Source organism: Candidatus Sulfotelmatobacter sp., from assembly GCA_036500765.1.
Classification (GTDB): Bacteria; Acidobacteriota; Terriglobia; order Terriglobales; family Acidobacteriaceae; genus Sulfotelmatobacter.
Genome location: DASYBM010000002.1, coordinates 49,384 through 71,437, shown reverse-complemented (window position 1 = coordinate 71,437; position 22,054 = coordinate 49,384). Strand labels below are relative to the sequence as shown.

20 protein-coding genes and 1 tRNA gene are annotated in these 22,054 nt (G+C 58.6%); 12 read left to right on the top strand and 9 right to left on the bottom strand.

Annotation, left to right across the window (positions count from 1 at the left end; genetic code table 11):
• Positions 1-54 precede the first annotated feature (54 nt).
• Positions 55-630, bottom strand: a complete 576-nt coding sequence (locus VGM18_01555) for a DinB family protein (protein ID HEY3971655.1) — start codon at positions 628-630, stop codon at positions 55-57.
• A 138-nt stretch (positions 631-768) separates the two neighbouring features.
• Here VGM18_01555 and VGM18_01550 point away from each other — a divergent pair, with 138 nt between their 5' ends.
• Positions 769-1,590: an aldo/keto reductase gene (locus tag VGM18_01550; protein HEY3971654.1), complete on the top strand. Its 822-nt coding sequence runs from the start codon at positions 769-771 to the stop codon at positions 1,588-1,590.
• A 40-nt stretch (positions 1,591-1,630) separates the two neighbouring features.
• Here VGM18_01550 and VGM18_01545 read toward each other — a convergent pair whose 3' ends face one another.
• A complete protein-coding gene (locus VGM18_01545) occupies positions 1,631-2,392 on the bottom strand; it encodes a YIP1 family protein (protein ID HEY3971653.1) in 762 nt (253 codons plus the stop codon).
• Positions 2,393-2,569: 177 nt separating this feature from the next.
• Between VGM18_01545 and VGM18_01540 the strand changes: the two genes are divergently transcribed.
• Together VGM18_01540 and VGM18_01535 are read left to right on the top strand one after the other, a co-directional pair.
• Positions 2,570-3,457, top strand: a complete 888-nt coding sequence (locus VGM18_01540) for an alpha/beta hydrolase (protein HEY3971652.1) — start codon at positions 2,570-2,572, stop codon at positions 3,455-3,457.
• Positions 3,458-3,729: 272 nt separating this feature from the next.
• Complete coding sequence (locus VGM18_01535) at positions 3,730-4,608, top strand: CPBP family intramembrane glutamic endopeptidase (protein HEY3971651.1); 879 nt, start codon at positions 3,730-3,732, stop codon at positions 4,606-4,608.
• A gap of 41 nt (positions 4,609-4,649) precedes the next feature.
• On the opposite strand, the gene VGM18_01530 is transcribed toward VGM18_01535, so the two are convergent.
• The 3 genes from VGM18_01530 to VGM18_01520 form a co-directional block, all read right to left on the bottom strand.
• Entirely contained in the window at positions 4,650-5,324 is a 675-nt protein-coding gene (locus VGM18_01530) for a CPBP family glutamic-type intramembrane protease (protein ID HEY3971650.1), read from the bottom strand.
• 108 nt (positions 5,325-5,432) lie between these two features.
• Positions 5,433-6,194 (bottom strand): ATP-binding cassette domain-containing protein, encoded by a 762-nt coding sequence (locus tag VGM18_01525; protein ID HEY3971649.1) that lies wholly within the window; start codon positions 6,192-6,194, stop codon positions 5,433-5,435.
• A gap of 108 nt (positions 6,195-6,302) precedes the next feature.
• On the bottom strand, positions 6,303-7,163 hold the full coding sequence (locus VGM18_01520; protein HEY3971648.1) for an EamA family transporter: 861 nt from the start codon (positions 7,161-7,163) through the stop codon (positions 6,303-6,305).
• 101 nt (positions 7,164-7,264) lie between these two features.
• Here VGM18_01520 and VGM18_01515 point away from each other — a divergent pair, with 101 nt between their 5' ends.
• The 7 genes from VGM18_01515 (at position 7,265) to VGM18_01485 (ending at position 16,360) form a co-directional block, all read left to right on the top strand.
• Positions 7,265-7,807, top strand: a complete 543-nt coding sequence (locus VGM18_01515) for a DUF2059 domain-containing protein (GenBank protein HEY3971647.1) — start codon at positions 7,265-7,267, stop codon at positions 7,805-7,807.
• A gap of 158 nt (positions 7,808-7,965) precedes the next feature.
• Positions 7,966-8,640: a ribulose-phosphate 3-epimerase gene (rpe, locus tag VGM18_01510; protein HEY3971646.1), complete on the top strand. Its 675-nt coding sequence runs from the start codon at positions 7,966-7,968 to the stop codon at positions 8,638-8,640.
• 123 nt (positions 8,641-8,763) lie between these two features.
• The gene (gene bamD / locus VGM18_01505; GenBank protein ID HEY3971645.1) at positions 8,764-10,230 is read left to right on the top strand and encodes an outer membrane protein assembly factor BamD; all 1,467 of its coding nucleotides are present in this window, start codon (positions 8,764-8,766) and stop codon (positions 10,228-10,230) included.
• Positions 10,231-10,406: 176 nt separating this feature from the next.
• Positions 10,407-12,767 carry a response regulator gene (locus tag VGM18_01500; protein ID HEY3971644.1) on the top strand — a complete coding sequence of 787 codons (2,361 nt, stop codon included), beginning with the start codon at positions 10,407-10,409 and terminating at the stop codon, positions 12,765-12,767.
• Positions 12,768-13,010: 243 nt separating this feature from the next.
• The gene (locus VGM18_01495; protein HEY3971643.1) at positions 13,011-15,641 is read left to right on the top strand and encodes a tetratricopeptide repeat protein; all 2,631 of its coding nucleotides are present in this window, start codon (positions 13,011-13,013) and stop codon (positions 15,639-15,641) included.
• Positions 15,642-15,668: 27 nt separating this feature from the next.
• Positions 15,669-15,971: a hypothetical protein gene (locus tag VGM18_01490; GenBank protein ID HEY3971642.1), complete on the top strand. Its 303-nt coding sequence runs from the start codon at positions 15,669-15,671 to the stop codon at positions 15,969-15,971.
• Between the two features lie 86 nt (positions 15,972-16,057).
• Positions 16,058-16,360, top strand: a complete 303-nt coding sequence (locus VGM18_01485; protein ID HEY3971641.1) for a hypothetical protein — start codon at positions 16,058-16,060, stop codon at positions 16,358-16,360.
• A gap of 105 nt (positions 16,361-16,465) precedes the next feature.
• Here the strand turns inward: VGM18_01485 and VGM18_01480 are convergent.
• Positions 16,466-16,542, bottom strand: a tRNA-Met gene (locus VGM18_01480).
• 244 nt (positions 16,543-16,786) lie between these two features.
• On the opposite strand from VGM18_01480, the gene VGM18_01475 reads away from it, so the two are divergent.
• Both VGM18_01475 and kdsB read left to right on the top strand, forming a co-directional pair.
• Positions 16,787-17,320, top strand: coding sequence for a dihydrofolate reductase family protein (locus tag VGM18_01475; GenBank protein HEY3971640.1), 534 nt, complete (start codon positions 16,787-16,789; stop codon positions 17,318-17,320).
• A gap of 134 nt (positions 17,321-17,454) precedes the next feature.
• A complete protein-coding gene (gene kdsB / locus VGM18_01470) occupies positions 17,455-18,174 on the top strand; it encodes a 3-deoxy-manno-octulosonate cytidylyltransferase (GenBank protein ID HEY3971639.1) in 720 nt (239 codons plus the stop codon).
• A 24-nt stretch (positions 18,175-18,198) separates the two neighbouring features.
• On the opposite strand, the gene VGM18_01465 is transcribed toward kdsB, so the two are convergent.
• From VGM18_01465 to VGM18_01455, 3 genes are all read right to left on the bottom strand, one after another.
• Entirely contained in the window at positions 18,199-19,356 is a 1,158-nt protein-coding gene (locus VGM18_01465) for a M48 family metallopeptidase (protein ID HEY3971638.1), read from the bottom strand.
• An 82-nt stretch (positions 19,357-19,438) separates the two neighbouring features.
• Positions 19,439-20,854, bottom strand: a complete 1,416-nt coding sequence (locus VGM18_01460; protein HEY3971637.1) for a phosphoglucomutase/phosphomannomutase family protein — start codon at positions 20,852-20,854, stop codon at positions 19,439-19,441.
• Between the two features lie 82 nt (positions 20,855-20,936).
• The gene (locus VGM18_01455) at positions 20,937-22,046 is read right to left on the bottom strand and encodes a mannose-1-phosphate guanylyltransferase (GenBank protein ID HEY3971636.1); all 1,110 of its coding nucleotides are present in this window, start codon (positions 22,044-22,046) and stop codon (positions 20,937-20,939) included.
• Between the last annotated feature and the right edge of the window lie 8 nt (positions 22,047-22,054).

The following is a 22,054-nucleotide window of genomic DNA, read 5'->3' as shown; positions in this document are numbered from 1 at the left end:
TGTCGATCCCGGCTAAATGCCAAGTGCCAACTGCTAAGTGCTGAGTGCCGATCGCTACTTCTTCGGTTGCGCCGAAGGCGGCAAAATATTGTTCAGCCGCAAATACATTGCAGCCGCAGCGTAATGATCCGCCCAGCCGCTGGCGAGGCCGAGCGCCGCCATGGCGCGCGGGAACTGGCGGCCACCGAAGAGTTCAACCGAGTCGCCCAGCTTCGAGTCGTCCATTTTGCTCAGAGCATCGCTGCAAAAGCTGTAGGAGGCTTTCACCGCCGCCAGCAACACGTCTTTGGAATCGGTATCTTTGGCTTCGTCCACTTTGGGCGCGGGAACGTCGGCGGCCTTGGCGCAAAGAAAATTGTTGGCCTCGGCGATGTGCGCGGCCAGATGCGCGAAAGTAATTTGATCCGGAGTAGGCTTGTAAGAAAACTTGTCGGCGGGCATCGCCTCAATGGCTCCGACAGTATTGTTTTGCGAACGCTGGATCAGCATGCGCAACGACGCGGTCACGGGGTCTTTGGTTGGGCCCGCGGCGGGTGCTGGAGTTTTTGCGGCGGGAGCCGCGGATTGAGCGTAGGCGGAACTTAGGGTCGCGAAAACGAAAAGACAGCTGATCGCAAGAATGCGTTTCATCGAGAAGCCTCCTGAGAGCTACCAGCATATACCGGAAGCAGGATTCTTAACCACAAAGGGCGCTAGAGGAACGCGGAGCCAAACTCTGCGATCCTCGGTGTCCTCTGTGGTGAAGAGTTTTCATGACACAATAACGCGATGCTCCCCGCTCCCGATTTTCTGTACGGTACCGCCTGGAAAGAAGACCGCACCGCCGCACTCACCGAACTCGCCCTGCGCACGGGTTTTCGCGGCATCGACACGGCGAACCAGCGCCGGCACTATTTCGAAGCCGGAGTCGGCGAGGGACTTGCCGCAGCCTATCGCGCCGGCGTGGTGACGCGCGCCGATCTTTTTCTGCAGACGAAATTCACCTACCAGCGCGGACAGGACCATCGCCTGCCCTACGATCCTGCCGCGCGCCTCGCGGTTCAGGTCGCTCAGTCTTTGACGAGTTCGCTGGAACATCTTGGCACCGACCACGTCGACAGCTTCGTGCTGCATGGACCGTCATCCGGTTATGAATGGGCCGAAGCCGACAGCCAAGTGTGGGAGGCGATGCACAAAGAGCGCGATGCCGGCCGCACGCGCCTGCTCGGTATCAGCAATGTGTCACTGCAACAAATGAAAGAACTGGCGGCCACCGGTGCGGAACTCCCGGCCTACGTGCAGAACCGCTGCTTTGCTCGCCTGGGGTGGGATCGCGAAATTCGAGTATTCTGCCGCCAGCACCAGATCGCGTATCAGGGTTTCTCGCTACTTACCGCGAATCCTGAGGTGGTGCAGCATCCGCCGCTCATGGCACTCGCGGCGCAGTTGAACGCGACTTCTGCGCAACTGATATTCAGTTTCGCCCGCGCAGTCGGAATGCTGCCACTAACTGGCACATCCGACGCTCAGCACATGAAAGAAGATCTGGCCAGCCTCAATGTTACGCTCCCGGCAGAAGTCATCAGCGCGATCGAAGCGATGGCGGGATGAACTCAGGTATTTCTGTTCGCATCTAAGAATTAACTCCAAACTACATCGCTGCGAGTCCCGAGGTCACCAGTTTAAAGATCAGAAACCAGACGGCGACGATGACGATGGCATTCGTTCGTTTCACCTTGCTGGTGCAGCTGAAGCCGATTCCGATGAGAATAATCGACCAGATGCTCAGCACGTCGAGCGATGATGCCATTGCACGCACGAACTTGCCCGTCGTTTCCGGATCGAGATAATACGCCAGGTTCGTGCCCACCGGATTATTAATGTCGAAGCCTTCGGGATTCACCCCCGCGAACAGGGAAATCGTACCCAGAATCGCGCCAATTATGCCCGGAAGTCCCGCATAAAACATGATGGCATAGGCTTGCTTAAATGAGGTCTCTGCCCCGGCGGCCACTTTGAAAGTGCCCCATAACACCGCCGTCTCAATCAGCACATAGAACAGAATCATCAGCGGGCTGCCGTAAGCAAAGATGCCGATGATCTTGCTGGAAAGCTGAATCTGCTTAGCCTGCTGGTCAGGCGGCAGCTTGTCGAATTGATCGGCACGCGAAGAGCGCGCGACCTGATTCTTGGCGACCTGCTCGAAGCCCACTTGCTTCCCAATCGCGTAGATGAACACAATCGAGAAGATAGAAATCAGAAGCCACGGTCCCCACCAGCTCGCGTTGCGACGCAAATCGGCGAAAGTCTTCGAGGGGGCGATGAATGTATTGACGATGCGCGCGCCTTCGGAAAGCGGCGCTGGTGCAGGTTCGGGCGTAGACGATGTGGGCAGGACCGGAGCAGCGGCCATGAATGCCTCCTACGAAAGTTACTCAACAAAGATTCGAGGGAATTCTAGTCGGGCGAGGCCGTCCAGACAAGGGATAAGGCTTGACAGGGCCACTCCTCTACGCGCGCCAGCCTTTCGCGCGGTAGTACAATTTCAGAAGTGAACCGGAAAATTGCATTACTGCGGTTCTTGTGCCTCGTGGCAGCAGTCGCCGTTGCGCTTCCCCAAGAGCACGGCGCCGCGACGCAAACCGCGCCTACGTCTACTTTTACTTCGCCGTCAGCCACTGGAACGACTGTCGAGGAAAATGTTCCGTACGCGACCGTGAACGGAACAGAACTTCGTCTCGACGTCTACCAACCCGCCGACCGCGGGCCTCAGACTCGTCCCGCGGTGCTACTCATCCACGGCGGCGGATGGAGCAGCTTCGATAAGAGCACCATGCGCGGCATGGGGCAGTTTCTGGCGCGCTCCGGCTTCGTGGCGTTCTCGGTGGACTATCGCCTCCTGAAAGGCAAGGACAACCGTTGGCCCGCGCAACTCGACGATGTGCAACGCGCGGTGCGCTGGGTGCGGGCGAATGCCGCCAAGTATGGCGTGAACCCCGCGCGCATCGGCGCTTTCGGCCACTCCGCCGGCGCGCAACTCGCCGCCCTGCTCGGCATGGAAGATACGCGCGACAATTCCGATCCCGCCCTCGCGAAGTATTCCAGCAAAGTGCAGGCGGTTGTTGACGTCAGCGGGCCGACGGACTTCACTACGCACAGCGATCCGGATGACGTCGCATTTCTGACGAATTTTCTGGGGGCGGACTTCTCCAAACATCCTGAGGTGTGGCGCGAAGCCTCGCCGGTGTTTCATGTTTCAAAAGACAATGCTCCGTTCTTGATCGTGCACGGCACTAAGGACCAAAGCGTGCCCATCGCGCAGGCCCAGGAACTATTCGAGAAGTTGCAATCGGCGGGAGTGCCCGCATCTTTCATCAAAGTCGACGATGTCCATACCTTCCAGACTCCCGAAGCCCGTCGTCAACTGGCGATGGAGTCGCTGGCATTCTTCAATCGCTATCTTGCCTCGGCAAATTAGCGGCAGGCCAGAAATGACGAAGTAAACTGCTCAGGCGATCTGCCCTCCGCGCAATCCCTGTAACGAAGTTACTGTCCATTTCACTATCCGATGGAACAAAGCCCCCTCGCCAGCGCTTAGAAAAATAGCTTCGGGAGTCGCGGGAGGTGCTTTAGTTCTGGAAAGCATGTTTCCGAGAAATAGAGTTCCCCGTCGCGGTTGAGGGGGCGCCGGCGTTACACCTTCATCGCTCGTCTGCCGGGCAGTCATGCGACCCGGTTAAGATGGTGCGAATGTCGAATGTAACGCCGGTTGTGGTTGCAGTCCTGGTCGCCGAACTTGTGCCCGCGGCCACCTTCGGATTCGGCACCGAGCGCACAGCACGCGCTATTGCGCGTCTGCCACTGGCAATGCGTCTGGCGCTGCCGTCACTGTTGGTGGCGCCGTACGTCATCCTTGCCGCCACGCATCACATGTTTCTCTGGCCGTGGTTTGCCCTGTATGCCGCACTGCCGGTCGTAATGGCATGGCTGTTGGCCCGGGCTAGTGAGGCCGATCCGGAACAACGCGGCAACTGGCGCGACGCGGTGATTCTTCTCACGCTTGGCCTGGCGGTAGATTTACGCTGGTTCGATGTTGCCTGGCCCGCGGGCCTGCGCGGGTTAGGGAATCTGCTGCTCGTCGATGCCGGGCTCTACGGTTTTCTCGGGATCCGCCGCTTGACTGGGACCGGATTTGATTTTCATCTGCGCTGGAGCGACTGGAAAACAGGCCTGCGCGAACTTGTGTTCTTCGCGCCCGCCGTGCTTGCGCTGGGATTGGCGCTCGGCTTCATCCATCCTCATGTCAATCTGCCCGCGGCGGGGAAGGCAATTCTAACGTGGGCGGGAATCTTTGTATTCGTTGCCGTCCCGGAAGAACTATTCTTTCGCGCCTGGGTGCAAAATCTGTTGGAGCGGCGCGTGGGCCGCCGAGCCGCGCTGGTAATCGCTTCAGTCCTGTTCGGCTTGTCTCATTTCAACAAACGGTCGGCAACTTTCAACTGGAGATATGTATTGCTGGCGACGGTGGCAGGGATTTTCTATGGCCGGGCCTGGCGCGAGCAGCGCCGCCTGGCGGCCTCGACCATTACTCACAGTTGCGTGGATTGGTTGTGGTCGTGGTGGTTCTAGCCAGTTTCGCTTGCCACTTCATCCCCGATTCTTCATCCGGTTCATTTTGGGATCGGGTGATAATTGAGAAATCCCAAGCCCACCCGCATATGGTGGTGAAGCGCGTCCGGAATACATACGGCAAAGCATAAACCCAGCAATCCCTGGGCGAGACCAAGCACGTAGAGACTGCGGTAACGGCGGAACAAGGCGCACGAAGTAACGCCCCACACCAGTGTCGCGGCAGTAAGCGGAAGATTCGGCAAATGCGCCGCTGCGAACAGCACGGCTGCCACGGCAATCGCGGTGTCGGTCGCGAGAACACGCGTCAGGCGTGGCATGAAGAAATCCTGCATTAGAAATTGCTGATAAATCGTCCAGAGGACGTAGCCGCCAACGTGGGCGAGGTCACCTTTGTAGAGAGCATGGAAGGTTCCGGCGGTCTGAGCGAGGACTATGCCTAGTACCGTCACTCCTACCGCGGCCGGCAGAATCCATAACGAAGAAACGAATCCGCGCCAGCCCAGGCCGAGTTGGTCCAGACTGGGCCGCTTCGAAAGCTCCAGTGCCAAGGGCGCTAACAGCACTAAAGGACCGGCAATCAGTTGTTCGCTCGTGGGCAGCCACAATACGACGATGATCAAACTGAAGCCGAAAAATAATTCCGCCAGATTGCGGCAGGAAATGCCGACCGGTGGAGCAGCCAACGTGAAAGTCGTCTGAGTTGTGCTTGCCAATGCCTTTTTCGCCTCAAAAAATCTAAGAGCAATTCGCTGCCCAATTGGTTGTACGAATTTAGTCGGGAGGCAAATGAATAGAGCCAAATAAAGACGAGTCCGCAGCCATCATGCCAGAAGTTGCGGCGTAGCTTGCAACAGACTGCGGGTATAGGCATGAGTCGGTGCCCTGGTAATACTGTCGGTTTCCCCGACTTCTACTATCTTTCCTTGATACATCACAGCGATGCGCGTCGAGAGATAGCGCACCACCGGCATCGAGTGCGAAATAAACAGGTAGGTCAGCCCGAAATCGCGCTGCAACTGTGCCAACAGGTTGACAATCTGCGCCCCCACGCTCACGTCGAGCGCGGAGACCGGTTCGTCGCACACGATGAACTTCGGCCGCAGCGCCAGCGCGCGGGCGATGCCGATGCGCTGCCGCTGTCCCCCGGAAAACTCGTGCGGATAACGCGAGCGCGCAGATTCATCGAGGCCCACGGCACGCAGCAGTTCTGCAACCCGCGGCCGTATGTCCATCTTCTTCCGACCGTTACCGTGGATAACAAGCGGCTCGGCAACGATGTCCTCGACACGAAAGCGTGGGTCGAGCGAAGCGAAAGGGTCTTGAAAAATGATCTGCAAGTCGCGGCGCAGGCCGCGCATTTCCCCGCGGCTCGCAGCGAGCAGATCTTGTCCGCCGAGGCGAATCATCCCCGACGTAGGCTCAATCAGCCGCAGAATTAACCGTCCCAGCGTGCTCTTGCCCGAACCCGATTCTCCGACCAGGCCCAGCGTCTCTCCGGCATGAATATCGAGCGAAACGTCGTCGACCGCGCGCACGCCATGCGGGAAGACTTTTGTCAGATTGCGAACTTCCAGCAGCGCCACGCTGCGATGCTAACAGGACCGGGCCACGGATTTGCACGGATTCTCACGGAGAGGGAATTGGCGGGAAATGTTTTCGATCTATTCGTGTAGATCCGTGCAAATCCGTGCCTACCCCGCCGCAATCATCGGCACCGCCGCCAGTGCCGCCAGCAATCCGATGAATTTCCAGCGGCTGAAATGCTCTTTCAGGACAAGGCGGGCCAACAGCACCGTCACGGCCGGATAGAGCGATGTGATCACGACGGCCTCATCGAGCCTCCCGCGCTGGCTGGCGAAGATGAAAAGCGCGCTGGCCGAGATGTCGAAAAAGCCGGCGAACATGCCCAGCAGGGCACGGGGACGGTCCAGCGTCCACGAGGCGCGCGTGACCAGCACGGCGACCGCCGTGGTCGTGAACGAGGCCACGCGGGAGGTCGCCGCAATCCACAGCGGCGAACCTGTCGCCTGGTGCACACACAAATAAAATCCGGCGAATCCCACGCCCGCGAGAGCCGCCATCGCCACGCCCTTCGGGTGGCTGGCGTTGTCGCTCTGGCTCGACCCTTCGGGCCGCGCAATCAACCAAATGGCAACTATGGCGAGCGCGAATCCGGCAATGGTCCAGCGACTCGGCGCGCCCTCCATCGCGATGTCGGCCATAGTCGGGATGGCCGCGCCTATTAATGCCGCGATCGGCGCGGTAAGCCCCATTTGTCCCGAGGCGAGAGCGCGGTAGAAAATAGCCAGAGCGAATCCTCCCATGCCTCCCGCCGCCAGCCCCCAAAGAATGCTGGCGGGCGGCGGAAATGCCGGATGCACAGCGAATGCGATCCCGAACATCAGAGCGCACGCGCAAACATGCGAGAAAGCGGTGAGAACGAACGCGTTGGCGCGGCGCGAGGCGTAGCCTCCCGCAAAGTCGGATGCACCCCAGAGAAATACCGCGGTCACGCTGCAAACAGCGGGGGCGAGTTGGGTGATCGGAGACACGCCGCACGAGAGTAGCACGTGGAATCACTCAGACCCGGTAAAACCGCTGGACTAACGGGCGGCGATGCACTACCGTTAGATCGAATTGAAGGGGTACCGCCATGAAGTACTTTCTAATCTCTGCTATTTTGTGTGCTGTCAGTTGTACTGGCCTGGCGCAAACCGCAGCCGATTCTCCGGCTACCAGGGAAGACGTCGAGAAATATTTCGAGGCTGTTCACTCACATGAAATGACGATGAAAATATTAGAGGCCATGTCGAAGCCTATTCATCAGATGGCGCACGACCAGTGTGCCAAGGATAAAGAGAAGCTTCCTGCGGATTGCGAAGCACGGATCAACAAGTCGATGGACGACACGTTCAAAGCGCTGCCCATCGATGAAATGATGCAGGCGATGGTACCCGCATACCAAAAGCACTTCACTAAGGGCGACATGGACGCGCTCATCACCTTCTATTCCGCGCCTACCGGACAAAAAGTATTGCAGGAAATGCCGGCAATTATGGGAGAAGCTATGGAGTCTATGATGCCGATCATGCAGAGAAGTGTTGAGAAGATGAACGCGCGCGCGCAGCAGGAAGTCGCTCAAATGCGAAAGGGATCTTCCACTAAAGCTCCAGACACTCCAGCGCCGCAAAACTGAACCCAGCCCTAATGCCTTCGCCAGTGTCGCGGGCTGGAGCACTTACATCGCCCGCGATTCGACAGCTAGTACAGCATTCCGCGTGTTAGAATTTGGACCAGCGATATCCTTGCAAGCGCGCGCTCCCGCTTCTGAGAATCAGGTTCTGAGGCCTTCGGTTGATCGACCTTGCACCGTCAATTCTTTCGGCTGATTTTGCCCGGCTGGGCGAGCAGGTGCGCGCTGCCGGCGAGGGTGGCGCAACTGTCATCCACGTCGATATCATGGATGGACATTTCGTCCCCAATCTTACGCTGGGGCCTCCGGTCGTGAAGTCGCTGCGCAAGGCTACGAAGCTCCCTCTCGATTGCCACCTCATGATCGAGAACCCGGATGAGTTCATCCCTGCATTCGCCGAGGCCGGCGCCGACTGGATCTCAGTACATCAGGAAGCGTGCCGCCATCTCAACCGCACGCTGCACCTGATTAAGAGCCACGACTGCATGGCCGGCGTCGTGATTAATCCCGCGACTCCGGTTGAAATGCTGTCGGAGGTGCTCGACATTGTTGACTATGTGCTTGTCATGTCAGTGAATCCGGGCTTCGGGGCGCAGAAGTTCATTCCGTCCACGCTGCACAAAATGCGGCGGTTAGCGGAGATTCGCGGCGAGCGCGGTTGCCACTATCGCATTGAAGTCGATGGCGGAGTTTCACTCGACACCGTCGCCGACGTGGTTCGCGCCGGTGCAGAAATTCTGGTCGCGGGCAACGCGGTGTTCGGGAATGGCGATCCAAGCAAGAATGCGCAGCAACTCTTGAAAGCCGCCACCGAGGCGGCCATGCAGAAAGTGTAGTAACGGCAAGGTTTCAACGTTTCAAGGTTGAAAGGTTTCGATGTTTAACCCTTGAACCGTTCGGATTACGAGATTCGTGGAACCTTGAAACCTTAGAAACCTTAAGACCCTAGGATTCTCCCAATGTCACGTAGAAACCCGTCGATCGCGTTCCTGAGCATGCTGCTCGTGCTCACCGTAGCCTGTACCAACAAGAAGTCCGTGAACCCCCTGGCTAATGTGGGCTCCAAGCAGCCCGATAAAGTCCTGTTCGACAAAGCCATGGAGGCCATGCGGCACAACCGCTTCGATGTGGCCCGGCTGACGTTGCAGACCTTGATCAATACTTATCCCGATTCCGAATTCATTGCCCGAGCCAAACTGGCGGTCGGCGACTCCTGGTATGCCGAGGGCGGCGCAGCGGCACTCGCCCAGGCCGAACAGGAGTACAACGATTTTCAGATCTTCTTCCCCAACATGCCGGAAGCGGCCGAAGCGCAGCTCAAAATCGCCAACATCCATTACCAGCAGATGGAGAAGGCAGATCGCGACTACACCAACGCCAAGCGCGCCGAGGATGAATATCGTAAGCTGATTCTGCAATATCCCGACAACAAACTCGTACCCGAGGCCAAGCAGCGCCTGCTGGAAGTGCAGGAAGTGCTGGCCGAACGCGAATTTGAAATCGGACGCTTTTACAATCTCCGCGAGTCCTATCCGGCGTCGATCGCACGCCTGCAATCGCTGGTGGAAAAGTATCCGCTCTACAGCCGCGCCGATGAGGCGCTGTTCCTCCTGGGACAGGACTACGAGGGGCAGATCACGCGCTTGCGAAATGCTCCCGCTTGTGACGCTCACGGCCTGCCGCGCGGTTGCGCTGGGGAAAAGGTAAAGGGCGCCTACATCCAGGAGTTTACCGAGAAAGCCGCCACCAATTACAAGACCATCCTGACCCGTTATCCGCTAATGGATCGCTCCGACGACGCCAGGAAACGTCTCGCCGCGCTGCACCAGCCGATTCCCCGGCCAACGAAAGCGGCGGTCGCGCAGAACCGGAAGGAAATCGAGAGTCGCAGTGAGTCCACCAAAATTCAGATGTTAATGGGACTCGTCAAGAAAGGGCCAGACGTTTCTGCGGCCTCCAAGACGGGCGAACCCTCGTTGGCCGATCCCGAACCTGTGGCTGCAAATACCCTTATCAAGGATGAGACCCAGGGAGCGGCACATCTGATGGGCATGCCGGAAAAGGGAAGCGTGGGAGTGGACATCATCAATCCCAACGGTGGTGCAACCGCGCCCCCATCGGACACGGCTGCTCCGAATACAACGCCCTTTGGAACGGCAGGCACAACCGCTCCTCCGGCAACTCCTGATCCCAACGAACTGAAGCCAAATGTCCCTGCCGATCCCAACGAACTGAAACCGACCGACAGCGCCAGCGACCAGGCGCTCCCCCCGCCACCGCAGGTCAACGAAATTCAACAAGGCCAAGCGTCATCATCCTCCACGGCCACGGCCAGCGCCGACAACTCGGCTCCGGCCAGCGACGAAGATCTCTCCACCAGCAAGAAAAAGAAGAAGAAAGGGTTGAAAAAGCTGGTTCCATTCTAAAAGCGGGCGCTAGGCGTCAGGCAGAAACCCAGACCGAAGACTCGAAGACCAGGCCTGCCGCCTGACGGCTCTACTAGGTGTTGGCCACTGGTAACCGGTTACTTCCCTTCTGGATCATTGACTTAGGGTGTGGCTCGGGTTACCTTCGCGTTATCTCCCCGCACTAGAGGAAACCCTTGGCCAGGAAGATATTGCTCGCGGATGACAGTGTGACCGCTCAAAATATGGGGCGGAAGATCCTCGCGGATGCGGGATATGAAGTCGTTACGGTCAACAACGGCTCCGCCGCGCTGAAAAAGATCGCCGAGCAGAAGCCCGACCTCATCGTGCTCGACGTCTACATGCCCGGCTACAGCGGACTCGAAGTTTGCCAGCGGCTGAAAGAGGCGAACGAGACTTCGCGCGTTCCCGTTCTGCTTACAGTAGGGAAACTCGAGCCCTTCAAGCCCGAAGAAGCCAAGCGGGTGCGGGCCGACGCCTTCATCGTAAAACCCTTCGAAGCCAGCGAATTACTCAGCGCTCTGAGCAAACTGGAAGACAAGATTGTGCCCCGCGCAGAGACTGCGAAGCCAGGACGCTTCGCCCGCGTAACCGCCGCGCTCGACGAAGGCCGCTATGACAAGACCGTAGCTATCGACGAAGATTCAGGCTGGAAGAACCGCATCCAATTTCCGAAGAAGAAAGAAAACTCCGCGCAAAACGATGGCGATGATGCTGACATTTATAACGCCATGAATAAGGATTTGCGCACCGTGGTCGAGCGCAAAAGCACTACCGAGCTGCGCGCGGCCAAGGCAGAAGCAACCCGAGTCGACGTGAGTGCGCTGGCCCCGGAGGGCTTGCCCAAGGATGTGACCGCGGAAGAGATCGCCGCATTAGCGGCAGCTGCGGCGCAGGTGAAGGGCAAGATCGAGGAAAGCAAGGCGGTCGAGAATCAGCCCTCCGAGCGGGCTCGCGCCGAAGTCAAAGCCGACGGCAAGACCGAACCGAACGTCGAACCGAACCTCGAACCGAAGCCAGAGACGAGAGAGACTTCGCCAGCGGCGCCGGCGCAGGTAGTCGCGGCAGCGTCCCCGACAGAGCCGGAATCCCGGCAGAATATAGAGATCGATGCCAGGCCAGGGCTGGATGAGGAGAAGCTGGAAAAAAAGATCGAAGAGTGGGCCCAGAGCTCGCCTGCAACGCAAAATCAAACGGCCGAGGCCATCGCCCCCAGTCGTGCCGATGTAATGGCCGCCATCGCTGGCCTGGAAGTCGATTCTGTTTCGTCGGACAGCCCGAATTCCGCCAATGGTTCACGGACAAACGGGGCAGACCGCCGCATTGCGGATCGCCGTGCTCAGGATGTACCGGTAAACGATGAGCCGGTAGCTGACGAGCCGGTAACCATGGCCGCAGCGGCCGGAGCCGAGTCGGCCGCCTTCGCATCGCGCTGGACGGCTGTTTCCGTAGCGGTTGCCCCCGAAGAAGCTGCGCTTTCTCTCGAGCTCGAAATGCAGAAGGCCTACGCCGCCTTTGCCGCGGCAGAAACCGCTCATGGGGGATCGGCCAAGGCGCTCGCGGAAACCCAGCCGCCGGTGTCCGAACCAACAGCCGCAGCCACGCCGACACCGGCGCTCACGGTTCCCGCGACGCCCGCGCCTGAAGCGGCGCACACGCTGAGTGCGATGGCCAGCGCTGCCACCGCCGCCATCGGCGCTGCCGTGAAAGAATTAGAAGCGGTCGCCGAATCCTATCTCGCGCCGAAAACTCCTGCCCCGGCTGAGCCCGAGTCTGTTCCGCTTGAAAACGCCGAAGTTGCAGCCCCAGCGGCGAGTAAAGTGGCGATCGCGGCGCAGCCTGAGGTCGCGTCGGCATTGCCGCAACCGGAAGCCAAGCTCGAAGAGATTCCAGCCGCCTCAACCGAACAACTGACGGCGTTAATTTCCCCGTCGGAAGCACCTTCGGGGGCGCCAGACATTACGTCAGAAGCGAAAATCGATGCCCCCGCGCCGCCAGACCCGTCAATGGCCGGGACCGCGGAGATGGCAGCGCCAACTCTCGACACTAACGTTCCGGCAGAACCGGATTCTAAGGAATTGACTTCTGCCCACGAGGCGCCCGCGACCCGAGCTTGGGAAAACCCGGCGACCAGCGCCCCTGCACCCGCCGCGTCCGATCTCACAAAAGATTCCGATATAGTGGCAACCACCGCTGCGGCATGGGCCAGTTGGCGTCAGATTCGCGAGTCTGGGGCATCCGAATCTGGGACATCCGAATCTGGAGCGCCCGACTCAGGGATCATCGAATCTGGATCCTCTACACCCGCAGCATCTCAGAGCGCATCGTTCGAATCGTCGCCCAAGGCCGCAGAAGAAACGCTGCATACACAGGACACCGCTGCCATGGCCGTCGCTGCCGGCGCTGAAAATCATCGCGCCGAATCTGCGAGCGAGCCCGATTCCGAAGGCATCGCCAACATTGTCGACAGCGTCCTCGCCGACCTGCGCCCCAAGATCTTCGAAGAAATTTCTCGCAAAATGGGCAAGAAGAAATAGCCGGCCCTGGTTCAGCCAAGTCTCATCCTGCGCCCCACCGCCTACGATCAATGATCAATGATCGCTGAATCATCGATCATTGTTGCGCATCGCTTACGCCGTCACCGGGCTAAAACAGGAATCGTCCTCCGCATAAACCCTAAGTGCTATTGCACCGTTCCGTCTAACTTGAGTACCATGCCAGCTATCGGGGCCCTGGCCAGAGTCGCGCGCCGCGGAGTTGCAGTACGGAGTTGCAGTACAATGAACGACCAGATCGTCTCCCACTATCGCATCCAGGAGAAGCTTGGTGCGGGCGGCATGGGCGTGGTCTACAAAGCCGAAGACATCCGCCTGGGCCGCATGGTCGCCCTGAAATTTCTTCCCGATAATTCCGTACGCGACCCACGGGCCCTCGATCGCTTCAAGCGTGAAGCCCGAACCGCTTCGGCGCTCGACCACCCTAACATCTGCACGATTTACGAGATCGACGACGACCAGGGCCGCCCTTTCATCGCCATGCAGTTGCTGGAGGGGCACACGCTGCGCGATCGCATCGGCGATCAACCCGTTCCCCTGGGAACGCTGCTGGATTGGGCCTTGCAGATCAGCGATGCCTTGCACGCCGCCCATGCCAAGGGCATCATGCATCGCGACATCAAGCCGGCCAACATTTTCATCACGGAACGCGGACAGGCCAAGATTCTCGACTTCGGCCTGGCCAAGCTAACGGCGCCCGACCTGATGAGTTCGAGCGACGCCACTCTGTCGGCGACCGGACCGCTCACCCACACCGGCGCCGCAATCGGCACAGTCGCCTACATGTCGCCTGAGCAGGCCCGCGGAGAACAGCTCGACGCCCGCACCGATCTATTTTCTTTTGGCGTGTTGCTCTACGAAATGGCTACCGGCAGGCAGGCTTTTTCAGGGCCGACATGGGCGGTGACAGTTCATGCCATTCTTGGCCAGGCTCCGGTCTCGCTCAACGAGTCGGTCCCCGGACTGCCGCAGCGACTTCAGGAAATCATCGATAAGTGCCTCATCAAGAACCGCGACCTCCGCTACCAGACCGCGGCGGAGATCCATCGCGATCTGCTGAAGCTGAAAAAAGACTTCGACTCGGGGAAGTCGCTGAAGTCGGTGCGGGTCGCGACGACCTGGTCTCCGCAAAGAAAGTTGCGCCTGACTCTGGCTGCGGTGGCGGTGCTCCTGCTGGCGGCCGCAGGGGTATGGGGCCCTCGACTTCTCCGCCGCCTCGCGACCTCCGCGGCTGAAAGCCCGGTGCAGCCAGCAACTCTCGTACCGCAGCGCAAGAGCATCGCCATACTCCCGTTTGCCGCCGTCGCAGGCGATCCCAAGCTGACCGCCTTCGCCAAAGGCATGCTGGAGAACGTCGCCGCCAAGCTTTCGCAGTTGAGCGCCAATCGCGATCTCGAAGTTGTTCCGGCGAGAACGCTCGAAGACAAGAAAGTTACGACGCTCGCCGACGCCAGCAAGGAACTCAGTGTGACTCTCGGACTCACCGTGTCGCTGGAGCAGGCCAACGATCTATTTCGCGCCGCCTATAACTTGACCGACGCCAAAAGCGGCAAGAATCTGGCGGGAGCGCAAATCACGGCCCCGGTCTCGGATCTGTTCACCATTGAAGATCAGATTGCGAACGGCGTGGCCTCTGCGCTCCGGCTATCGCTCCGCAACGACGAGAAGCAGGCCCTCGGCGCCCACTCGACGGCGTTCCCGGAAGCTTATGAATACTACGCGCAGGGGCGCGGCTATCTCCAGGATCCGCGCCGGCCGGAAAATTTGACCAGCGCGGAGATTGTTTTCAAGCAAGCTCTGAAGATCGATCCGACCTACGGCCAAACCGAGGCAGCATTGGGTCAGACGTATTGGTTGAGATACCAGTTACAGGGAAAGCAGAAACAATGGATCGCCCCGGCACAGGATGCGTGCAGCAAAGCCATCGAACTTGGCAATGCCGGTGCCGAAGGCCACATGTGCCTCGGGTTGCTCGAAGACGGCACCGGCCAGTATGAGAAGGCAGCCGAGCAGTTTCAGCAAGCGGTGCAGTTAGATCCGACCAATGACCGGGCTTACATCAGCTTAGCCGGAACCTATCAGCATCTCAACCAGGCCGATAAAGCCGAGGAAACGTACAAACGGGCGATCAGCGCGCGGCCCCAGTACTGGCGAGCGTATAACCTGCTCGGCATTTTCTACATGTCGCAGGCTGACTACGAGAAGGCCGCGGAGATGTGTCGCAAAGCCACGGAACTCGATCCCGACAGTTACCTGGCGTTCAACGCTCTGGGTGCGGCTCTACTCTATCAGGGGAAGGACAGCGATGCGGTAACGGCATTCGAGAAGTCGATTGTCATCCGGCCTTCGTATGCCGCTCACAGCAACATCGCCGTGGCTCAATTCCGCTTGCGCCATTACAAAGATTCAGCAGCCAACTTCAAAGAAGCCCTAAAACTGGATGACAGCAACTATCAGGTCTGGAGCGGCCTGGCTGATGCCCTCTATTTTGGCGGCGATACTACTCCAGCGCTGGACACTTACCGCAAGGCCATCGGCTTGGCCAATCAACAACTGAAGGTCAATTCCCGCGACGCCGGAATACTCGGTGACTTAGCCAATTATTACGCGGTGCTGGGCGATCGGAAGCAGGCTCTGAGCTATCTCGACAAGTCGCTTCAACTAGGCCACGGGGATAAAGAGTTGCTTTTCAATGCGGCTCAGGTGTACAACCAATTGCACGAAAATGGCCCTGCGCTGGAGTGGCTGGGGAAAGCGCTGGCCGCCGGGTATTCCCGCTCCGTCGTGGCGACAGCTCCAGTATTCGACAATTTGCACGACAATCCGCAATACCGGGCCCTGATGCAGGAAAAATAAACCCCAATTATAGAGAAGGAGACAACCATGTTGATAGTCGATATTACGACCGGAGAAATCTACGGTGGTCCTGGTTCCTTCACCGCAGGGTGTCCTTTCGAGTGGAACAACACCACGGGCCAGAATGTTCAGCTGACCACCTCGAGCAACTACTGCACCGCGACCACTTATGACATCGGTGCAGGCCTCACGAAAGCCGCCCAGGCAGCAAATCCATTGCCCGCTGAACCTTTCAACTACACGCTCAAACCCGACGTCTGGGTCGGTGGTCCTTCGAATCCTCACATTCAGACGCCGTCGATGCACATCGAGCGAAAAGAAGTCGCGTAAGGCTTGCGCGGGAATAATGGGCGGGATTGCGCGCGCCTAACCGATAGCGAAGTTGCTTAAACAAGAACACCAAGGAGAAAAAAACTATGCCGATCGAAGTTGACATTAGAACTGGACAGGTTACGGGCGGCTCGCTTTCTTCGGGTTGCGATTTTGGATGGAAGAATTCGTCCACCCAGAACGTAGCTTTGACGCCCTCCAGCAACTACTGCACGGGCAGCTCGTATGACATTGGCGCCGGCCAGGTCAAGCCTGCTGTGGCTGCAAATCCGCTGCCCGCCCCACCTTACAATTTCACTTTGAGTCCGAATGTTTGGAACGCCCCTTCGAACCCGCATATCCAGACCCCTTCGATGGCGGTAGATGCGGTAGATCGAGAAGTCGCTTAGGGCTTAAGAGTCGGGAAATGCATCAGGGCGGGGAGATCCCGCCCTTTTCTTACTGGAACCCTTTCTTATTTCGACTTCTTGCTGAAGACGCAGGATCGGTTAATTTGGTGGCGGCGGTAGGACTCGAACCTACGACCTACGGATTATGAGACCGTCGCTCTAACCACCTGAGCTACGCCGCCACTTGCCTGCAATCGGGAAGGATGCGCGAAAGGAACCTTGCCGCCGGTATGGCCTCCGGCACTCGCAGTCTAACCCCCAATTTTAAAAGCGCTTGCGCATTAGGTCAAACGGTCTCAGCGCCAGGTAGTGGACCAGTTTGAATCTGGGGATAGGGAAGCTGGCGCGCAGATAGTGTTCGACCTTACCTCCACACGCGACGTCGGATTAAGCTATTCTGAAGAACCTGGGAGGGAGATTTGCAGGATGGCGAAACTTGTCTTTGGAATGAGCCAATCCCTGGATGGCTACGTCGACCACATGAAGTTGGGGCCGCCTGTGCCCTCGGCCTTTCGTCACTTCATCGAGCATACGCGTGGCCTGACGGGCTGCATATATGGTCGCGGCCTGTACGAGATCATGCGTTATTGGGACGAAGACCTTCCTGACTGGGACGCGGAGGATCGCGACTTCGCGGTGGCGTGGCGGAGCAAACCGAAGTGGGTGGTGTCGCGTTCGCTCAAGACAGTTGGCCCCAACGCCACGCTTATCGCGGAGGACTTCGAGGGGGCGATACGTAGGCTGAAGGCTGAGCTAGATGGCGAGTTTGACGTTGGCGGACCCGTCCTGGCGCAGAGTCTGACCGAAGCCGGTCTTATCGATGAGTATCAACTCTACCTCCGCCCTGTAGTGCTTGGGAGCGGCATGCCATTCTTCGCCGGGCCCCGGCCGCCGCTCCACCTGGTGGCCAGCGGCCTAATCGCCGAGGACCTGATTCGGTTGACGTACGTTCCCGCTTAATCGCGGGACTTGCCCGACGGACTGCGCCGACGCCTCAGCTCCACTTTGGATGTTGAGCGCAATCCAAACTGAGACACTACCCGGCGCCAGACTCGTACACTCCGACCTTCCGCTTACAATAAGCAGCAGAATCAATGAAAGCAATCGCCATCATCCCAGCCCGCCTGGCCTCGACGCGACTGCCGCGCAAAATGCTGCGCGAAATCGCCGGCAAGCCTCTCATCGGCTTCGTGTACGAAGCTGTCTGCTCCTCTCCATTGCTGGACGACGTCCTAATCGCTACCGACTCCGAAGAGATCATGGCCGCTTGCCGCCAGCACAATTGGAAAGTGAAGATGACTTCCGCTGCACACCGCAGCGGCACCGAGCGCGTGCACGAAGTCTCCGCTCGCGAGGCCGCCGATGTTTATATCAACGTGCAAGGCGACGAGCCTCTCGTGCGCTCCGAGCACATCGCAACTTTGGTGGAAGTCATGAAGAATCCCGCCGCCCAGGTCGGCACGCTGATGACTCTCGCCGCCGCGATCGATATCGCTAACCCAAATGCCGTAAAAGTCATCGCCGATATCACCGGCCGCGCGCTCTATTTCTCCCGCGCCACCATCCCATTCGATCGCGATGGCGCGCGACCGGCATATTTCAAGCACCTGGGCCTCTACGCGTATCGCAAGCCCGCGCTCGACCGCTTCGTTACCCTGCCGGAATCGTCGCTTGAAAAAAGTGAACGCCTGGAGCAGTTGCGCTTTCTTGAAAACGGCATCTCCATTTATGTCGGCGAGACTCCGCATGACAGCGTCGGAGTGGATACGGAAGAAGACCTTCAGCGCGTGACTGAACTCCTGAGGAAAAGCTAGCCTTAGAGTTCCAGCCAGGAAGCCTCAGACTGGTGTATTCAGCGCCTGTTTCCGGCCCCACGCCTGGGCCGCCGCGAGCCGCCTTGAGATTGCGGGATGCGAATGGAAGAACCACTCCACAAACCTCGAAGGGGTCCGCTCCGCCAGATTCTGTTCCGCCAGTTTGTTCATGGAAGAAATAAAAGGCGCCACGCTGGCGATGGACTCGAACGCGTACCGGTCCGCCTGTCGCTCGTTAAAACGAGAATACGCGTTCAGCGCGGGCATCAACACAAAAGACAGCACCACCGAAACCAGCGCCAGCAGCGGCAAGTTGGCGAAATCCGACATCTCGTCGAGCTGGAACACGTGGTGGTCGACCGCATAGTGCAGCACCCAGTTCGCCGCCCAGAAGCCGAAGAGAGTGATCGCCGCCTGCACGAACATACTCTTCAAAATGTGGCGATGCACATGGTGCCCCAGCTCGTGCGCCAGCACGGCTTCAATTTCTTCGGGAGAATAGTTGTCGAGCAGAGTATCGGCCAGAATGATGCGCCGGGTGGCACCCAATCCCGTAAGCGCCGCATTTGCCTTCTTGCTCTTTTCCGATAGCTTCCAGCGATACACGCCGCGCACCCGCGTGCCCGCGCGCTCGCTGAGCACGACCAAGCGCCGCCGCAGATCCTCGTCGTCGAGCGGCTCGAACTTATAAAAAATCGGAAACAGCACCACCGGCGCCAGTTGCGCCATAACAATAAACAGGCCCATGAAAAGCGCCCAGGCCAGCACCCACCAATGCTGCGGCCACTGCCGGATCGTAAAATACAAGATTTCGACCACGATGGCGCCCAAAACTAATCCCACCAGAAAACCTTTCCCCTCATCCCAAAGCCACGCGCGAAACTTCTGCGTCGACAGCTTGAACCTGCGTTCCAGCGAAAACCCGTAATAGTCGAGCCCAATCCCCAACGCCTTGCCGATCGCCAGCAGCAACACCAGATACATGAAAAGCGACAGGGAATAATTTTGAAATCCCAGGCGGAACGCCCGATCCCGCAGCCAGCCGGACCATCCTGTAACTAGAAGAAGAACCAGGAACGCAAAACCAACCACGAAATCCGCAATGCCCAGCCACCGCCGAATGCGGTTATAGCCACGAGCTTCAGGCGAATCGGTCTGCACCGGATTTGAATCGTCTGGCATTCTCGGAATGATTCGGCGATCGCTGATGGGTGATCGCTGATTCGATGATATGGATATATTCGATGAGTGGCCAGCAGAAACGTTAGCCGTTGCGCACGAAGCTCTCGCCTGTCGTCAGCAACTCGCGCACCAACTCCGACGAAGATGCCTCCGTGTAAAGCCGCAACAGCGGCTCAGTTCCCGAGGCGCGGAACAACACCCACGCCTCCGCTCCATTCCCGCTCCTAGGCGCATCAAGAAAGAACTTCACTCCATCCATATGCTCTTTCTTGAGCACACGGTAGCGGCCCAGGCTTTGCGTACTCTCCGCGCGAGCCCGCTGAATCGCATTCTGCTTCATATCTTCCGGAATGTGCAGATCGCGGCGTCCGTAATAGTGCGGCCCGAACTCACGCTGCACGTCGGCCACTAACTGCCCCAGCGGCTTGCCTTCCTCCGCCATCACATTGGCCAGGAGCAGGCAGTTCAGCACGCCATCGCGCTCCGGCAGAAACCGCGAGTAACCGATTCCGCCCGACTCTTCCCCGCCCATCAGGATATCGCGCTCCATCATGAGATCGGCAACGTACTTGAATCCGATAGAAGTCTCATGCAGCTTGCGCCCATATTTCGCTGCGATGCGGTCGAGCATGCGTGTCGTATTAAACGCTCGCACCACGTCCCCGGGCCACTTTTTGCGCTCCAAAAGCCAGCGCAGCAACACGCAGAAAATTTTGTGCGAGTCCACAAAGCTGCCGTCCTCAGCCACCGCGCCAATGCGGTCGGCGTCTCCATCGGTGGCGAGCCCGGCGTCGCATTTTTCCCGAACCACCGTCTCTTGCAGCATCTTGGTGTGCGGCTCGATCGGTTCCGGATTGATCCCCGGAAACAGCGGATTCAATTCCTCACGAATCGCGACATACTGCACTCCGCGCTCCGCAAAAATTCCGCTCAACACGCCGCGCCCCGACCCATACATCGCATCCACGGCAAACTTGAATTTTGTTTTCGCAATCAGGTCCATGTCGGCGAACTTGCATACCGCCGCGACGTAATCTTTCTTGAGATCGACTTCCTCCACCGCGGCCTTGACGCCTTTCGGCGCCGCTTCGGCCGCCATTTCTTCCTCAATTTTCTTCATGATCGTCGGCGTCGCCGACCCGCCAAACTTCGCCTTGAATTTCACCCCGTTCCAGTTCCAGGGATTGTGGCTCGACGTGACCATAACTCCGCCCGCCGCGCCCTGCTGCTTCACCGCATAAGACACGGCCGGCGTGGGCGTGTAATCGTTGGCCAGCTTCACCGGAATTCCTGCCGCGGCAATCACCTCCGACACAATTTGCGCCGCGCGCGGGGAGGCGAAACGCGCGTCATATCCCACCACGACTCCTCGCTGTGGCTCCTCGTACTTCAATACGTAGGAAGCAATCGCCCCCGCAACCCGGCGCACATTTTCGAACGTGAAATCATCGGCGATGATTCCGCGCCAACCATCGGTTCCGAATTTAATCTCTTGCATGGGCATGTGCTTAATGGCTAGTGGTCGGTGGCTAGTGGTCAAAAAATTGGATCCGGCTTTACTGACCACTGATCACTCTCTTCTACACCAGTGTATGCATCTTCTTATCGTCCAGATACTTCACAACTTTGCCCACATCCTGCGCATGCTGCCGCGTGGTGATCAGCAAGGCGTCGGCAGTCTCAACCACTACCAGATCGCTCACGCCCACAGCCGCCACGAACTTTCCTGGAGCATGGATATAGTTGCTCCGCGCATTCAGCAGAAACACGCCCGAACCCTCCACCAGATTGCCTTCGGGCGGAATGCTCTTGGCGTTGTGGTGTTCGTGCAGCGCCGTCCAGGAGCCCAGATCGTTCCATCCAAAGTCGGCGGGCAGGCAGAAAATGTTGCCACTTCCTTCCCCTTTGGCCGACCGTGGCTCGAGCACAGCATAATCCACGCTGATGTTCTCGCAGCGCGGATATAGCCTTTTGAACGTTGCGCCAAACTTGCTAGTCCCAAACGCAGCGGCAATTTCTTCCAGCAGCGGCGCAGTCTTCGGCAAATGTTCTCGCAGCGCGTCGGCCAGCGTAAGCGCGCTCCACAAAAACATGCCGCTGTTCCAGAAATAATTCCCCGCCGCAAGAAACTCCGCAGCCGTTTCTGCATTCGGCTTTTCGGTAAAGCGGCGCACGTGCAGCGCATCGCCCTGAAATAGCGCTCCCGCCTCGATGTACCCGTATCCGGTCTCCGCACGATTCGGGCGGATGCCGAGCACGACGATGTTCGGCCCAGCGGCTGCGATTTCAATTCCGCGCTCCAGCGTCTCGCGATACCGCCCCTCATCCGCAATGACGTGATCGGAAGGAAACATGCCAATCACCGCCTCGGGATTTTCCCGCAACAGCAGAAACGCCGCCAGCCCGATGGCCGGAGCCGTGTTCCTTCCCACTGGTTCCGGCAACACTTGCGCCTTCTGCAATTTCGGAAGTTGCTTCACAATCGCCGGCCGCAGATCCTCGTTGGTAATGACCCAGAACTTTTTCGCCGCCGCTATCGGCAACAGGCGAGCGACGGTCTGCTGAATCATGGTCTGCTTGCCGTCGAGCGCCAGCAACTGCTTGGCGCGCTTCTTGCGGCTCAGCGGCCAGAAGCGGGTGCCGCGCCCTCCAGCTAGAATCACAGGATAGAAATTAGAGTTGTTAGCCACGGATTCTC

What these genes read in the sequence shown, in the direction of transcription:
- VGM18_01555 (HEY3971655.1), bottom strand. Translation starts at nt 630, where the DNA reads ATGAAACGCATTCTTGCGATCAGCTGTCTTTTCGTTTTCGCGACCCTA.
- VGM18_01550 (HEY3971654.1), top strand. Translation starts at nt 769, where the DNA reads ATGCTCCCCGCTCCCGATTTTCTGTACGGTACCGCCTGGAAAGAAGAC.
- VGM18_01545 (HEY3971653.1), bottom strand. Translation starts at nt 2,392, where the DNA reads ATGGCCGCTGCTCCGGTCCTGCCCACATCGTCTACGCCCGAACCTGCA.
- VGM18_01535 (HEY3971651.1), top strand. Translation starts at nt 3,730, where the DNA reads ATGTCGAATGTAACGCCGGTTGTGGTTGCAGTCCTGGTCGCCGAACTT.
- VGM18_01515 (HEY3971647.1), top strand. Translation starts at nt 7,265, where the DNA reads ATGAAGTACTTTCTAATCTCTGCTATTTTGTGTGCTGTCAGTTGTACT.
- bamD (HEY3971645.1), top strand. Translation starts at nt 8,764, where the DNA reads ATGTCACGTAGAAACCCGTCGATCGCGTTCCTGAGCATGCTGCTCGTG.
- VGM18_01495 (HEY3971643.1), top strand. Translation starts at nt 13,011, where the DNA reads ATGAACGACCAGATCGTCTCCCACTATCGCATCCAGGAGAAGCTTGGT.
- VGM18_01490 (HEY3971642.1), top strand. Translation starts at nt 15,669, where the DNA reads ATGTTGATAGTCGATATTACGACCGGAGAAATCTACGGTGGTCCTGGT.
- VGM18_01485 (HEY3971641.1), top strand. Translation starts at nt 16,058, where the DNA reads ATGCCGATCGAAGTTGACATTAGAACTGGACAGGTTACGGGCGGCTCG.
- VGM18_01475 (HEY3971640.1), top strand. Translation starts at nt 16,787, where the DNA reads ATGGCGAAACTTGTCTTTGGAATGAGCCAATCCCTGGATGGCTACGTC.
- kdsB (HEY3971639.1), top strand. Translation starts at nt 17,455, where the DNA reads ATGAAAGCAATCGCCATCATCCCAGCCCGCCTGGCCTCGACGCGACTG.
- VGM18_01465 (HEY3971638.1), bottom strand. Translation starts at nt 19,356, where the DNA reads ATGCCAGACGATTCAAATCCGGTGCAGACCGATTCGCCTGAAGCTCGT.
- VGM18_01460 (HEY3971637.1), bottom strand. Translation starts at nt 20,854, where the DNA reads ATGCAAGAGATTAAATTCGGAACCGATGGTTGGCGCGGAATCATCGCC.